Source organism: Sphingobium sp. GW456-12-10-14-TSB1, assembly GCF_059424385.1.
Genome location: NZ_JBWKZI010000001.1, coordinates 1,687,880 through 1,701,382 on the forward strand (window position 1 = coordinate 1,687,880; position 13,503 = coordinate 1,701,382).

Here is a 13,503-nt window from a genome sequence, read left to right on the forward strand (position 1 = left end):
CCATGGAAGGATGCACTTCGATCTGAATTGCAATGTCGGAAACAAAGTCCGGCCAAAAAATGGTGCGGGCGGTCGGAATCGAACCGACACTCCTTGCGGAACCGGATTTTGAGTCCGGCGCGTCTACCAGTTTCACCACGCCCGCACGGCCTGGGAGCCGCCAAATGACAAAATCCGGCTCCCTCGTCCAGCCGAAAATCAGTCCGGGCCATAATCATCGCCCAAAGCGCCACGCCCGCCAGACTTTCACCATGCGATAGCAAGCCGTTGCAGCATCGCCGCCGGGACGATAGCCTCCTTGCGCTATCATCCGCGCGCGCTATAAGGGCGTCATCGTGCAGATATAGATATGTTCAACGGAAAAGGACCATCCTTTGGCCGAATCATCTGCTACGTTCCTATTATTCGGCGCTACGGGGGATCTCGCGCGACGGATGATCTTCCCTTCGCTCTATAACCTCCTGTCCGACGGGCTGCTGCCCGACGATTTTCTGATCGTCGCCTCCGGCCGGTCGGAACTGGACGATGACGCCTTCCGCGACGATGTCGATGCGGCGCTGCGCCAGTTTCTGGCGGCCGACCGCTATGACAGCCAAGTCGCCGCCACCTTCCGCGCGATGATCTGCTATCAGCCGGTGGAGGCAGGCAATGCGACCCAGTTCGCCGCCCTTGCCGATCGGATCGACGGGCGGCTGGAACGCGGCCTGTCGGTCTATCTCTCCACCCCGCCATCGCTGTTCGCCCCCACGGCGCAGGGTCTGGCGGACGCCGGCCTCATCACCCCGCTCACCCGGATCGCGATGGAAAAGCCGATCGGCAAGGATCTGGCTTCCTCCAAGCAGGTCAATGACGGCATCGGCGCGCTGTTCGAAGAGGATCAGATTTTCCGCGTCGACCATTATCTGGGCAAGGAAACCGTCCAGAACCTGCTGGCGCTGCGCTTTGGCAATCTGATGTTCGAACCCTTGTGGAACGCGACCGGCATCGACCATGTCCAGATCACTGTCGGCGAAACCGTGGGCCTGGAAGGCCGCGTCTCCTATTATGACGGCGTCGGCGCGCTGCGCGACATGGTGCAGAACCATATGCTCCAGATTCTGTCGATCATCGCCATGGAGCCGCCCGCCCGCATGGACCCGACCGCGGTGCGCGATGAAAAGGTGAAGGCGCTGCGCTCGCTGCGCCCGATGACCGCCGAAACCGTCAAGACGCATAGTGTGCGCGGCCAATATACGCCGGGCGCCGTGGGCGGCCAGATCGTCACCGGCTATGCCGACGAACTGGGCAAGCCATCGACCACGGAAACCTTCGTCGCGGTAAAGGCCTATATCGACAATTGGCGCTGGCAGGGCGTCCCCTTCTACCTGCGCACCGGCAAGCGGATGCCGGAACGCCAGTCCGAAATCATGATCCAGTTCAAGCCGGTCCGGCACTCCATCTTCGGACGGGACGGCCATGGATCGGGGCTTGAATCCAACACGATGGTCATCCGCCTCCAGCCCGAAGAATATATCCGCCTGACCATCATGTCGAAACGGCCCGGCCTCGAACGGCAGGTGCATCTCGACGAAGTGACGCTCGACGTCTCGCTGACCGCCGCCTTTGCCGGGCAGCGCCGCCGCATCGCCTATGAACGGCTGATCCTCGATCTTCTGGCCGGCGATCCCACCCTGTTCGTCCGCCGTGACGAGGTGGAGGCGCAATGGACCTGGATCGATTCGATCATCGACGGGTGGAAGGAAGCCAATATGAAACCCGCCCCCTATTCTTCCGGGAACTGGGGTCCATCCTCGGCCATTGCCCTTATCGAACGTGACGGAGCCAGCTGGCATGACTGAACTGAACCCCATCATCGCCAAGGTGACGGAACGCATCGTAAAGCGCAGCGCCAAGAGCCGCCGCCACTATCTCGACCTGATCGAGCGTGGCCGCGACGCTGGCACCAACCGCGATCAGCTAAGCTGCGGCAACCTCGCCCATGCCTTTGCTGCCAGTGGCGAGGACAAGCCGGTCATCCGCACCGGCGCGGCGATGAATATCGGCATCGTCACGGCCTATAACGACATGCTCTCGGCGCATCAGCCCTATGGCCGCTATCCCGAAGCGATCAAGCTGGCCGCCCGCGAAGTCGGCGCCACGGCTCAGGTGGCGGGCGGCGTGCCCGCCATGTGCGACGGCGTGACCCAGGGGCAGGCGGGCATGGACCTTTCGCTCTTCAGCCGCGACACGATCGCGCTGTCGACCGCCATCTCGCTGTCCCACGCCATGTTCGAAGGCGTCGCCCTGCTCGGCATCTGTGACAAGATCGTGCCGGGCCTGCTGATCGGCGCGCTGCGCTTTGGCCATCTGCCCACCATCCTGATCCCCGCCGGGCCGATGCCCTCCGGCCTTGCCAACAAGGAAAAGGTCCGCATCCGCCAGCTTTATGCCGAAGGGAAAGTGGGCAAGGACGAACTGCTCGAATCCGAAAGCGCCAGCTATCACGGCGCTGGCACCTGCACCTTCTACGGCACGGCGAACAGCAACCAGATGATGATGGAAGTGATGGGCCTCCACATGCCCGCCGCCGCCTTCGTCAATCCCGGCACGAAGCTGCGTCAGGAACTTACCCGCGCCGCGACTCACCGGCTGGCGTCGATCGGCTGGGCCAAAGACGGACAACCAAATGACGATTATCGTCCCCTGGGTCACTGCGTCGATGAAAAGGCGATCGTCAATGCCATCATCGGCCTGATGGCGACCGGCGGATCGACCAACCATGCCATCCACCTGCCCGCCATCGCCCGCGCCGCCGGGATCAGCATCGACTGGACCGATTTCGCCGAACTCTCCGATGCCGTCCCGCTGCTCGCCCGCGTCTATCCCAATGGCTCGGGCGACGTGAACCATTTCCACGCCGCTGGCGGCATGAGCTATATCATCCGCGAACTGCTCGACAATGGCCTGCTCCATCGCGACATCATGACCGTCGCACGCGGCGACCTCACCGATTATGGCAAGGAACCCGTGCTGGAAAATGAAGCGCTCCAGTGGCGCGACGTCCCCGCCTCGCGCGATGAAAACATGCTACGCCCCGTTGCCAATCCGTTCAGCGCCGATGGCGGCATGAAGCTGCTGGCGGGCAATCTGGGCCGCTGCGTCATGAAGGTCAGCGCCGTCGATCCCGCGCTCTGGACCATCGAAGCGCCAGCCGCGATATTCCACGATCAGGACGACGTCCTGCGCGCCTTCAAGGCGGGCGAACTGGAACGCGACGTCGTCGTCGTCGTCCGCTTCCAGGGGCCAAAGGCCAACGGCATGCCCGAACTGCACAAGCTGACCCCTGCGCTTGGTGTGCTGCAGGATCGCGGGTTCAAGGTCGCGCTGGTGACCGACGGGCGCATGTCCGGCGCATCCGGCAAGGTGCCCGCCGCCATCCATCTTTCGCCCGAAGCCTTGGGCGGCGGCCCCATCGGCAAGCTGCGCGACGGCGATCTCGTCCGGGTCTGCGCGCAGAGCGGCGCTATCGACGCGCTGGTCGACGCTGCAACCTGGGACGCGCGCGACATCCCCGCCGCGCCGCCCCCGCCCTATGACACGGGCCGCGAACTGTTCGCCCTGTTCCGCCATCATAGCGACCTGGCCGAACAGGGGGCGTCCCCGATTCTCGCCGCCATGGAAGCCGAACTATAATCTCCACCGCCATCCCGGCCAACGCCGGGATCTCTCTTCTGCTTGCGCTACGCAAAGGAAGAGGGATGCCAGCCTGCGCTGGCATGACGGACATAATGATAGGATGCCCTGATGACCAACATCGTCGCTGCCGACATTGGCGGCACCAACGCCCGCTTCGCGCGCGCCTCGCTCGATGAAAGCGGCGTGCCGACGCTCGGCACGGTGCGCAAATATAAGGTCGCCGACTATTCCAGCCTGCAATCCTGCTGGGCCGCCTTCACGCAGGATGAGGCGGATAGCGACGCGGGCGACCTGCCCGACGCCGTCTCCATCGCCTTCGCCACCGCCATTGGCCGCGACGTCATCAAGCTGACCAACTCCAGCTGGGTCATCCGCGCCGATACGCTGGCCGAGGATCTGGGCGTTCGCACGGTCAAGCTGGTCAATGATTTCGAAGCGGTCGCCCATGCCGTCTCTCGCCTTCCGCAAGACAATCTGCCCTTGCTGTTCGGCGAGGATCGCCCCTTCCCCCGCGATGGCGGTGTCACCATTCTTGGCCCCGGCACCGGCCTTGGCGTTGCGATGATCGCCTATGACAATGGCCATCCCCACGTCATCGCGACCGAGGGCGGCCATCTCGATTTCGCCCCGCTCGACAGTCTGGAAGAAAAAATCCTCGCCTATCTGCGCGACAAGTTCCTGCGCGTTTCGACCGAGCGGATCGTGTCCGGCCCCGGCCTCAACAATATCTACAAGGCGATGGCGACGATCGGCCATCATCGCGTGATGTTGATGGAAGACCCCGAATTGTGGCAGGCGGCGCTGGATGACAGCGATGCCTTCGCCCGCAATGCGCTCGAACGCTTCTGCCTCTGCTACGGCTCGGTCGCGGGCGATCTTGCGCTGGCCCATGGTCCCCATGCCGTCGTGCTGGCCGGTGGCCTGACCCAGCGGATGCGCGATTTCCTGCCGCACAGCGGCTTCCACACCCGTTTCAAGGCCAAGGGCCGGTTCGAAAGCCTGATGGCATCCGTTCCGATCCGCATGGCCGTCCATGATGAAATCGGCCTTTTTGGGGCCGCCGCCGCCTTCAGGGAGCAATGATTATGAGCGAATTGACCGTCGAACAGGTGATGGAGCTGGCCCCGGTGATCCCGGTGCTGGTGGTCGATCGGGTGGAGGACGCCCTCACCATCGCCCGCGCGCTCGTCGCCGGTGGCCTGCCCGCGCTCGAAGTCACGCTGCGCACCCCCGCCGCGCTCGACGTGATCCGCGAAATGAGCCAGGTGGAAGGCGCTGTCGTCGGCGCCGGCACCGTCCTCAATCCCGAACAGCTCGACGCCGCAATGGCAGCAGGCGCGCGCTTCGTCGTCAGCCCCGGCCTGACCGAACCGCTGGGCAAGGCCGCGATCGCCGCGAACATCCCCTTCCTGCCCGGCACCGCCACGGCGGGCGACATCATGCGCGGCATGGACATGGGCCTTACCCATTTCAAATTCTTCCCCGCCGAAACATCGGGCGGCCTGCCCGCGCTCAAGGCGCTTGCCGCGCCGCTGCACACCGCCCGTTTCTGCCCGACCGGCGGCATCACGCTGGAAAGCGCGCCGACATGGCTGGCCCAGCCCTTCATCAAATGCGTCGGCGGCAGCTGGGTCGTGCCCAAGGGGCCGGTCGACGGCGCGAAGATCGAGCAACTGGCGCGCGCCGCCGCCGCCCTTCCGCGCGGATGATCGTGCGCGGGTGACGGGGCCATTGCGCGCCGTCACCCGCCACCCTAGATGCAGGTTCATGATGACCCGTCGGCTGCTGCCCTATCTCGCCTTGCTCCTGTCCGGCTGCACCGGCGGACAGCTGACCTATCCCTCGCTCGCCAAGCGGCCGATCGAGAGCGCCCCGGTCGCGCAGGCCGCGCCGCCCCCCGCCCCGGTCGCCGCCGACGCTCAGTTGACCGAGCAGATCGCCCGCTTCACGGCGCAGGCGGAAACCGGCCGGACCGGCTTCGACGCTGCCTATGCCAAAGCGGAAAAGGCCGCCCGCGCCGCATCGGGATCGTCCGTCTCCAGCGACGCCTGGGTTGCCGCGCAGGTCGCCATCAGCGCGCTGGAAACCGCCCGTAACGACAGCGTTTCCGCTCTCGCCAGCCTCGACACCCTCTATGTCAATCGCACCAGCGCCATTGCCGATGGCAAGGAAAGCGGCGGCCTCGACGCCCTCGACACCGCCCGCACCACGGCCCTCGCCATCGTCGACAGCCAGAATGACCGCATCGACGCGCTCAAGGGGCAACTGGCCCAGCCCTGAAATTGATCCTCCCCTGCAAGGGGAGGTGGCGACGCGAAGCGTTGACGGAGGGGTGTCACCCTCTCGATAGCGGGACACCCCTCCGTCTGGCCTTCGGCCCGACACCTCCCCTTAAAGGGGAGGAGCAGGAGCCGTGCAAAACTGATTGAATATAAGCCCTAAACCGCGTCCACCGCCTGCTTATGCGCCCGCGCATAGTCGACATAGCGCGCCGCGCCGCCGCTCAGCTTCTTCACCATCTCGTCGGACAGGTCGCGCATATATTTGGCCGGTCGCCCCGCCCATAATTGCCGCCCCGGCAGCCGCTTGCCCGGCGACAGCAAGGCACCCGCCGCCAGCATCCCGTCACTCTCGATCACGCAGCCGTCCATTACGATCGCGCCCAGCCCGACAAACGCCCGGTCCTCCAGCGTGCAGCCATGCACCATCGCCATATGGCCGATCAGCACATCATCCCCGATGATGGTCGGCCATCCTTCCAGCGGCCGGTCGATCCCGTCGCCGGGGCTGTCGCAATGGATCACCGTGCCGTCCTGCACATTGCTGCGCGCGCCGATCCGTATCCGGTTCACATCGGCGCGGATGACGCAATTATACCAGATGCTCGCATCCTCGCCGATCTCGACATCGCCGATGATCCGGCATCCCGGCGCGATGAAGGCGCTGGGGTGGATGACCGGCGTCTTGCCCTTGAACGGGACGATGCTGACGCCCGGATAATCGCTCATCTCAAGCTCCCAGCAGCCGCGCCGCATGCAGCGCATGATAGGTCAGGACGCCCGAACAGCCCGCCCGCTTGAACGCCATCAGCGTTTCGAGCACCAGCGCGTCGCGGTCCCCCGCGCCAGCGGCGGCGGCATGTTCGATCATCGCATATTCGCCCGACACCTGATAGGCGAACACCGGCACCGCGAACTGGTCCTTCACACGGGCGATGATGTCCAGATAGGGCAGCCCCGGCTTCACCATCACGCTGTCTGCCCCCTCGGCCAGGTCCAGCGCCACCTCGCGCAACGCCTCTTGCCCATTGGCCGGGTCCATCTGGTAATTTTTCTTGTCGCCCTTCAGCAACCCGCGCGATCCCACCGCATCGCGGAACGGGCCGTAGAATGCGCTCGCATATTTGGCGGCATAGGACATGATCTGGACATTGACATGGCCCTCGCCCTCCAGCGCCGCGCGGATCGCGCCGACCCGCCCGTCCATCATGTCGCTGGGCGCAATGATGTCCGCCCCCGCCGCCGCCTGATTGAGCGACTGGCCAATCAGCACATCGACGGTCGCATCGTTGAGGACATAGCCCCCATCGTCCAGCAGCCCGTCCTGCCCATGCGCGGTATAGGGGTCCAGCGCCACGTCGGTCAGCACGCCGATGTCCGGCACCGCATCCTTGATCGCGCGGATCGCCCGGCACATCAGATTGTCGGGGTTCAGCGCCTCCGCGCCATCGTCGCTGCGCCGGTCGGCCTGCGTATTGGGGAACAGCGCCAGGCAAGGGATGCCCGCATCCCGCGCTTCCCGCGCCCGCGCGACGATGCCATCCACCGACCATCGCGACACGCCCGGCAGCGCCCCGATCGGCTCCTCCACCCCGTCGCCCTCGGTCACGAACAGGGGCCAGATGAAATCGCTGGGCGACAGACGATTTTCCGCAAACATCGCCCGGCTCCACGCCGAAGCCCGCGCGCGCCGCATCCGCAGCGCCGGATAGGAAGATTGGGTCATGGCGCGGGTCTAGGCGCGCGAAGCCGGGGGATCAAGCCAGAGTGATCGAACACAGGCCAGCGCCCCGCTCCCCTCGACAGGAAGGCCGCTCCATCCCCCATTCCCCATTCCCCCGGGCCTGCCCCTGCGATAGAAGGCCCTCATGCGCGCCATCCATCATATCGCCATCATCTGTTCCGACTATGCCCGCTCGCGCGCCTTTTACCGCGACATATTGCAGTTGCCGGTGATCCGCGAAGTCTGGCGCGCCGAGCGCCAGTCTTGGAAGTGCGATCTTGACGCAGGCAATGCCCAGATCGAGCTGTTTTCCTTCCCCGACCCGCCTGCCCGCACCAGCCGCCCCGAAGCCTGCGGCCTGCGGCACCTGGCCTTCACCGTCGCCAATATCGATGCGGAAGTGGCGCGGCTCGACGCCGCCGGGGTCGCGTGCGAACCGATCCGGATCGATGAATATACCGGCCAGCGCTTCACCTTCTTCACCGACCCTGACGGACTGCCGCTCGAACTGTATGAGCAACCAGCGCCCTGACCGTCGCTACCTGGCAAAGCGCCGGAAGAAACTGTCCGCGTTCCAAGTCGGCCGCGCCGCCCCGTTGGCCACGCGCAGCGTCACCGCCGTCACATAGTCGTTCAGCTTCGCGCTTTCGGCGGGCATCACCGGCTGGTTCAGATCGTCGAACGGCGAATGGTAGATATTCGCCCGCCACGCCTTTTCTACCGTCGCTTCGGGCGTCCCCGCCTTGAACCCATATTTGAAGAACAGCGCCGGTATGCCCTCGCGGATGAAGGCATATTGGTCCGACCGGATGAACACGTTGCGGTCGGGGAAAGGGTCGGGCGTGATCGGCAGGTTCATCGCCGCGCTCACGGCTTCCGCATCCTTGCCCAGCGAACTCTGGTCATAGCCGATTGGCGTCACGCTGGTCAGCGGAAAGATCGGCAGCGCCATGTCGAAATTCAGGTCCGCAATGATGCTCTTCTGCGGCACGGGCGGGCGGCGCGCGAAATAGCGGGAGCCCAGCAATCCCTTCTCCTCCGCCGTGACGATCGCGAACAGGATCGACCGTTTGGGCTTCACCTTACCGGCTTTGAGCGCGCGCCCGATCTCCAGCAGGCTCGCAACCCCGGACGCATTGTCCAGCGCGCCATTATAGATCGCATCGCCCTTGATCGGCGTGCCCACGCCATAGCCGTCCAGATGCGCCGACAGCACGACATATTCCTGCCGCAGCTTCGGGTCGCTACCGGGCAGCACCGCGATCAGATTGGGCGATGACAGGTCGGCCCGCGTCGCGTTCACCTGCGCCTTCAGCCGCAGCGCCAGCGGAAAGGACGCTACGGGCGCGGACGCATCCGCCGCCGCCACGATCGCGGCAAAATCCTGTCCCGACCCGGCAAACAGCATGTCGGACTTGGCCGGATCGAGCTGCGCGCTCAGGAAAGGCGTCTGCGTGTCGCGCAGGCTGACATCGCTATAATAAAGCGCGGGCGCGCCCGACAGGGCGATCCGCCGTACCCACGGGATCTCCACCTGCCTGGGCGTGACCAGCGTGATCAGCCCCAGCGCGCCCTGCTCCGCCAGCCAGTGCGACCGCTCCGACCGCGCATGGGATTTGAGCGCGCCCGACAGGGTCGCCGGACCACCCGACAGCACGACGACGATCTTGCCCTTCAGGTCCAGCCCGGCAAAATCGTCATGCCCCGCTTCGGGCAGATGCAGGCCATAGCCCGCAAACACCATTGGCGCGTCGACGCTTTCGGGCACCGGCCCGCCCCCACCGCCAAAGATCAGGTCACCCGGCACCGCCAGCGGCATCTCCCCCTGCGGTCCCACCAGCGCCGCGCTGGACTTGTCGGACAGGATGCGCTGCTCCACAAACGCCACCGGCTGGCGATAGCCCTGCGTGCCAGCCGGTTTCAGCCCCATCGCCTTGAACTGCCCGATCACATAGTCCGCCGCCCGGTCATAGCCCGGCGTCCCGGTCCCGCGCCCCTCCATCGCATCATTGGCCAGCGCCTCGACATGCGCCCACCAGCGCGCGCCCTTGTCCCCCTCGCCCGCGGCCGGCGCGGCGCTGCCCGCCATCAACGCGATCAGGGATATGCCGAAGGAAAGGCCGCGCATGGTCGTGCTACTCCGTTCTAATCTCGTCTCTATCTTGCCTTATCCTGCCTGACGAACAAGGGGGCTTGGAACCGCTACCATGAGCGTGTATTACAATGGCAATACAGTATGGAGATGACGATGACCCGTTCCCCTTCCCTGTCGGCTCTGCTGCTTGCCGGGCTTGCCCTGTCGACCGCCGCCTGTTCGCGCCCCGCCGATGATGCCGCGCCCGCCGCAAAGGGCGGCGCGACGCAGGACTGGTCGACGCTCAAGGATTTCAACGCCATCGAAGCGACCGGCCCGGACGATGTCGCCGTGACGATCGGCGATGCCTATTCTGTCCGCGCGGAGGGCGATCCCAAGGCGATCGAAAGGCTCACCATCGCGGTCAAGGGCGACCGGCTGGTGATCGGCCGCAAATCGGACGGCAACTGGGCCTTTGGTCGCAAGAATGACGATGGCGACGTCACCGTCCATGTCACCATGCCCGCCATCCGCGCCGCTGCGCTGACCGGCGCAGGCGACTTCACGCTCGACCGGGCGGAGGGCGACATGCTGGACCTGTCGCTGACCGGCGCTGGCGATTTCGCCATTGGCACCGTCAAGCTGCGCAGCCTCAAGACCGACATTACCGGCGCCGGATCGGTCAAGATCGCGGGCACCGCCGACTCAGGCCAACTCGCCATCACCGGCGCGGGGGACATCGACGCCGACGACCTCAAACTGGGCACGGCCAAAGTGTCGATCCTGGGCGCGGGCAACATCGCCTTTGCGTCGGACGGCGCGGTCGCTATCAGGATCATGGGGCCGGGCGACGTGACGGTGAAGGGCAAGGCGCAATGTACGACCAGTGGCACAGGACCGGGCGAGGCGCGCTGCGCGCCCTGATCGGCGTGACCATCCTGATCGCGACGCCCGCTGCGGCGGCGACCCGCGGCTATACCATCACCAGCTTCGACGCGATCCGGGTCGATGCGCCGGTCAACGTCATCGTCACCACCGGCGCAGGCGCATCGGCCCGCGCGGAGGGGGATCAGGCGCTGCTCGACCGGCTGAACGTCGCGGTGTCGGGCCGCCTGCTCATCATTGGCATCACCCGCGCGCGGCCCGGTGAAAAAGGCGGCGGCGCGGCGACCCTGCGCGTCTCCACCGGCGATCTGTCCCGCATCGTCCTGACCGGCGGCGGATCGGTCGCGGTCAGCCGGATGAAGGGGCTGCGCGGGGACATCGTGCTGGGCGGCAATGGCGATGTGAGCGTGGCGGCGGTCGATCTCGACCGGATCGACCTGTCGCTGGCGGGCGGTGGCCGCGCGACCCTGGCCGGGCGCACCAGCGTCGCCAATATCCGCGTCTCCGGCCCCGGCGCGGTCGCGGGCGAAGGTCTGCGCGCGCGGCAGGCGACCCTTGCCAATGACGGGCCGGGCAGCATTGCCCTCAGCGCAGACGTCACCGCCAAAATCACCGCCACTGGCTCCGGCGACGTCACCGTCACTGGCAAGGCCGCCTGTTCGGTCGACAATCGCGGCACCGGGCGCATTGCCTGCGGCGGCGACTCCTATTGAACGATAATGACAAAGCGCCGTCGCTCTGGCATCGGCCGCTACGACTGGATGCGAACGGGGCGAACATGACGACTATCGGGATTTTCGGGGCGGCTGGCCGCATGGGCCGCGCCATTGCGCAGGTCGCGGCGGACGCCGGCCTTGGCATAGCGGGCGGCACCGACCGCGACGGCACGGGTGAGATCGCGCCGGGCATCGCCATCACCACCGATCCGCTGGCGCTCGCCGAGCGCAGCGACGTGCTGATCGACTTCTCCGTACCGGGCGCCCTCTCTGTTCATCTCGATGTCTGCATTGCCGCCAACAAGCCGATCCTGATCGGCACCACGGGCCTTGAAGCCGTCCATCACGCCCTGATCGACGAAGCCGCAGCAATGATCCCCGTCCTCCAGACCGGCAACACGTCGCTTGGCGTCAACCTGCTCGCCGCGCTGGTGGAACAGGCCGCAGCGGGCCTTGGCGATGACTGGGATATCGAAATCGTCGAAATGCACCACCGGCACAAGGTCGATGCCCCGTCCGGCACCGCCCTGCTGCTGGGCCAGGCCGCGGCACACGGGCGCGGCATCACGCTCTCCGACCATAGCGAACGCGGTCGGGACGGCATCACCGGCGCACGGGCAAGCGGCGCGATCGGCTTTGCGGCCCTGCGCGGCGGATCGGTCGCGGGCGACCATCAGGTCATCTTCGCAACCGAAGGCGAACGGATCGAAATCGGCCACCGCGCCGAAAACCGCACCATCTTCGCCCGCGGCGCGGTCAAGGGCGCGCAATGGCTGATCGGCCAGAGCGTCGGGCGGTACGACATGAAGGGCGTATTGGGCCTCTGACGCCCCTGAGCATCGTCATGAACAAAGCGCAGATCTTCGACTTTTTCAGCCGCCTGGCCGAAGCCAATCCCGCGCCCGTGACGGAGCTGGAATATGGCAACCCCTATCAGCTGCTGGTCGCGGTGACGCTCTCGGCGCAGGCCACGGACGTCGGCGTCAACAAGGCGACCCGCGCCCTCTTCGCAGACGTCACGACGCCGCAGCAGATGGTCGATCTGGGCGAGGATGGCCTCAAAGCCCATATCCGCACGATCGGCCTGTTCAATACCAAGGCGAAGAATGTCATCGCCCTGTCGGACATATTGGTCCGCGATTTCGGCGGGGAAGTACCACAGGATCGCGACACGCTGACCACCCTGCCCGGCGTCGGGCGCAAGACCGCCAATGTCGTCGTCAACACCGCCTTCGGGCAGGAAACCTTCGCGGTCGATACCCACATCTTCCGCGTCGGCAACCGCACCGGGCTGGCACCGGGCAAGACGGTGCTGGCGGTCGAGGCGAAATTGGAAAAGCGCGTCCCCCAACCCTTCCGCCGCGACGCCCATCACTGGCTGATCCTGCATGGCCGCTATGTCTGCAAGGCGCGCAAACCCGAATGCTGGCGCTGCCCCGTCGCCGACCTGTGCCGGTTCAAGCCCAAGACCCCGCCGCCCGCCTGACGCCTGCTTGTTCTTCCTGCGTTCAGAACCGGTCGGCTAGGACGGTTTTCACAGTCCTGCGACGTCGATTCGTTCAAAGACGTCTCTAAGGAGAGAATATATGTCCGTCCGTTTCGCTTTGGGTTTCGCGCTGGCCCTGGCCGCCGCCCCCGCCATCGCCAAGACCACGCCCGACCCCTATGTCCCGACCGGCGCGAAGGCCATGGATTGCATTCCGCTAACCTCGATCCGCTCGACCAATGTTCGCGATGACCGCACCATCGATTTCATCATGAACGGCAATAAAATCTACCGCAACACCCTGCCCAACAGCTGCCCCAGCCTGGGTTTTGAAAAGCGCTTTTCCTACCGCACCAGCCTGTCGCAACTCTGTTCGGTCGATATCATCACCGTGCTGTGGAACAATGGTCCCGGCCTGCAACCGGGGGCCAGCTGTGGCCTGGGCAAATTCCAGCCGATGAAAAAAGCATCGAAATAAGATGGCCCGGCGGCGATTTTGCCGCTGGCGCGGACGAACGGCCTTTGCTAAGCGGCCTGTCTGACACGGCTCACCGGCCAGCGTCATGCACCCATAGCTCAGCTGGATAGAGCGTTGCCCTCCGAAGGCAAAGGCCAGTGGTTCGAATCCACTTGGGTGCACCACCCCATCCGGGGGCACGCAATTT

Annotated in this window: 14 protein-coding genes and 2 tRNA genes; 12 read left to right on the forward strand and 4 right to left on the reverse strand. The window is 65.5% G+C overall.

The window, feature by feature from the left end; translation table 11 throughout:
- Nucleotides 1–60: 60 nt before the first annotated feature.
- A tRNA-Leu gene (locus AC07X9_RS08235) sits at nucleotides 61–145 on the reverse strand.
- Nucleotides 146–374: 229 nt separating this feature from the next.
- Between AC07X9_RS08235 and zwf the strand changes: the two genes are divergently transcribed.
- From zwf to AC07X9_RS08260, 5 genes are all read left to right on the forward strand, one after another.
- Entirely contained in the window at nucleotides 375–1,838 is a 1,464-nt protein-coding gene (zwf, locus tag AC07X9_RS08240; RefSeq protein ID WP_026002580.1) for a glucose-6-phosphate dehydrogenase, read from the forward strand.
- Nucleotides 1,831–3,672, forward strand: coding sequence for a phosphogluconate dehydratase (gene edd, locus AC07X9_RS08245; RefSeq protein WP_017184179.1), 1,842 nt, complete (start codon nucleotides 1,831–1,833; stop codon nucleotides 3,670–3,672). The genes zwf and edd overlap by 8 nt, the downstream gene beginning before the upstream one ends.
- Before the next feature lie 111 nt (nucleotides 3,673–3,783).
- Nucleotides 3,784–4,758 carry a glucokinase gene (glk, locus tag AC07X9_RS08250; RefSeq protein ID WP_017184180.1) on the forward strand — a complete coding sequence of 325 codons (975 nt, stop codon included), beginning with the start codon at nucleotides 3,784–3,786 and terminating at the stop codon, nucleotides 4,756–4,758.
- Between the two features lie 2 nt (nucleotides 4,759–4,760).
- The gene (eda, locus tag AC07X9_RS08255) at nucleotides 4,761–5,384 is read left to right on the forward strand and encodes a bifunctional 4-hydroxy-2-oxoglutarate aldolase/2-dehydro-3-deoxy-phosphogluconate aldolase (RefSeq protein WP_026002581.1); all 624 of its coding nucleotides are present in this window, start codon (nucleotides 4,761–4,763) and stop codon (nucleotides 5,382–5,384) included.
- Between the two features lie 58 nt (nucleotides 5,385–5,442).
- Complete coding sequence (locus AC07X9_RS08260; RefSeq protein WP_017184182.1) at nucleotides 5,443–5,955, forward strand: hypothetical protein; 513 nt, start codon at nucleotides 5,443–5,445, stop codon at nucleotides 5,953–5,955.
- 158 nt (nucleotides 5,956–6,113) lie between these two features.
- On the opposite strand, the gene AC07X9_RS08265 is transcribed toward AC07X9_RS08260, so the two are convergent.
- Nucleotides 6,114–6,683 (reverse strand): gamma carbonic anhydrase family protein, encoded by a 570-nt coding sequence (locus tag AC07X9_RS08265; RefSeq protein WP_026002582.1) that lies wholly within the window; start codon nucleotides 6,681–6,683, stop codon nucleotides 6,114–6,116.
- A gap of 1 nt (nucleotide 6,684) precedes the next feature.
- A complete protein-coding gene (hemB, locus tag AC07X9_RS08270; protein ID WP_017184184.1) occupies nucleotides 6,685–7,680 on the reverse strand; it encodes a porphobilinogen synthase in 996 nt (331 codons plus the stop codon).
- A 142-nt stretch (nucleotides 7,681–7,822) separates the two neighbouring features.
- Between hemB and gloA2 the strand changes: the two genes are divergently transcribed.
- Entirely contained in the window at nucleotides 7,823–8,209 is a 387-nt protein-coding gene (gene gloA2, locus AC07X9_RS08275) for an SMU1112c/YaeR family gloxylase I-like metalloprotein (RefSeq protein ID WP_017184185.1), read from the forward strand.
- Nucleotides 8,210–8,215: 6 nt separating this feature from the next.
- On the opposite strand, the gene AC07X9_RS08280 is transcribed toward gloA2, so the two are convergent.
- A complete protein-coding gene (locus AC07X9_RS08280; RefSeq protein ID WP_017184186.1) occupies nucleotides 8,216–9,805 on the reverse strand; it encodes a M28 family metallopeptidase in 1,590 nt (529 codons plus the stop codon).
- Between the two features lie 108 nt (nucleotides 9,806–9,913).
- Between AC07X9_RS08280 and AC07X9_RS08285 the strand changes: the two genes are divergently transcribed.
- From AC07X9_RS08285 to AC07X9_RS08310, 6 genes are all read left to right on the forward strand, one after another.
- Complete coding sequence (locus AC07X9_RS08285) at nucleotides 9,914–10,675, forward strand: head GIN domain-containing protein (protein ID WP_017184187.1); 762 nt, start codon at nucleotides 9,914–9,916, stop codon at nucleotides 10,673–10,675.
- A complete protein-coding gene (locus tag AC07X9_RS08290) occupies nucleotides 10,627–11,349 on the forward strand; it encodes a GIN domain-containing protein (protein ID WP_017184188.1) in 723 nt (240 codons plus the stop codon). The genes AC07X9_RS08285 and AC07X9_RS08290 overlap by 49 nt, the downstream gene beginning before the upstream one ends.
- A 65-nt stretch (nucleotides 11,350–11,414) precedes the next feature.
- Complete coding sequence (gene dapB, locus AC07X9_RS08295) at nucleotides 11,415–12,179, forward strand: 4-hydroxy-tetrahydrodipicolinate reductase (protein ID WP_026002583.1); 765 nt, start codon at nucleotides 11,415–11,417, stop codon at nucleotides 12,177–12,179.
- A gap of 17 nt (nucleotides 12,180–12,196) precedes the next feature.
- Nucleotides 12,197–12,838 carry an endonuclease III gene (gene nth, locus AC07X9_RS08300; protein WP_017184190.1) on the forward strand — a complete coding sequence of 214 codons (642 nt, stop codon included), beginning with the start codon at nucleotides 12,197–12,199 and terminating at the stop codon, nucleotides 12,836–12,838.
- A gap of 100 nt (nucleotides 12,839–12,938) precedes the next feature.
- Nucleotides 12,939–13,316 (forward strand): hypothetical protein, encoded by a 378-nt coding sequence (locus tag AC07X9_RS08305; protein ID WP_017184191.1) that lies wholly within the window; start codon nucleotides 12,939–12,941, stop codon nucleotides 13,314–13,316.
- 87 nt (nucleotides 13,317–13,403) lie between these two features.
- Nucleotides 13,404–13,480, forward strand: a tRNA-Arg gene (locus tag AC07X9_RS08310).
- Nucleotides 13,481–13,503 lie beyond the last annotated feature (23 nt).

Excerpts from the sequence above, each read along its gene's own strand:
- AC07X9_RS08285 (WP_017184187.1), top strand. The coding sequence starts at position 9,914 with ATGGAGATGACGATGACCCGTTCCCCTTCCCTGTCGGCTCTGCTGCTT.
- hemB (WP_017184184.1), bottom strand. The coding sequence starts at position 7,680 with ATGACCCAATCTTCCTATCCGGCGCTGCGGATGCGGCGCGCGCGGGCT.
- AC07X9_RS08265 (WP_026002582.1), bottom strand. The coding sequence starts at position 6,683 with ATGAGCGATTATCCGGGCGTCAGCATCGTCCCGTTCAAGGGCAAGACG.
- AC07X9_RS08290 (WP_017184188.1), top strand. The coding sequence starts at position 10,627 with ATGTACGACCAGTGGCACAGGACCGGGCGAGGCGCGCTGCGCGCCCTG.
- AC07X9_RS08305 (WP_017184191.1), top strand. The coding sequence starts at position 12,939 with ATGTCCGTCCGTTTCGCTTTGGGTTTCGCGCTGGCCCTGGCCGCCGCC.
- eda (WP_026002581.1), top strand. The coding sequence starts at position 4,761 with ATGAGCGAATTGACCGTCGAACAGGTGATGGAGCTGGCCCCGGTGATC.
- glk (WP_017184180.1), top strand. The coding sequence starts at position 3,784 with ATGACCAACATCGTCGCTGCCGACATTGGCGGCACCAACGCCCGCTTC.
- AC07X9_RS08280 (WP_017184186.1), bottom strand. The coding sequence starts at position 9,805 with ATGCGCGGCCTTTCCTTCGGCATATCCCTGATCGCGTTGATGGCGGGC.
- gloA2 (WP_017184185.1), top strand. The coding sequence starts at position 7,823 with ATGCGCGCCATCCATCATATCGCCATCATCTGTTCCGACTATGCCCGC.
- edd (WP_017184179.1), top strand. The coding sequence starts at position 1,831 with ATGACTGAACTGAACCCCATCATCGCCAAGGTGACGGAACGCATCGTA.
- AC07X9_RS08260 (WP_017184182.1), top strand. The coding sequence starts at position 5,443 with ATGATGACCCGTCGGCTGCTGCCCTATCTCGCCTTGCTCCTGTCCGGC.
- dapB (WP_026002583.1), top strand. The coding sequence starts at position 11,415 with ATGACGACTATCGGGATTTTCGGGGCGGCTGGCCGCATGGGCCGCGCC.
- nth (WP_017184190.1), top strand. The coding sequence starts at position 12,197 with ATGAACAAAGCGCAGATCTTCGACTTTTTCAGCCGCCTGGCCGAAGCC.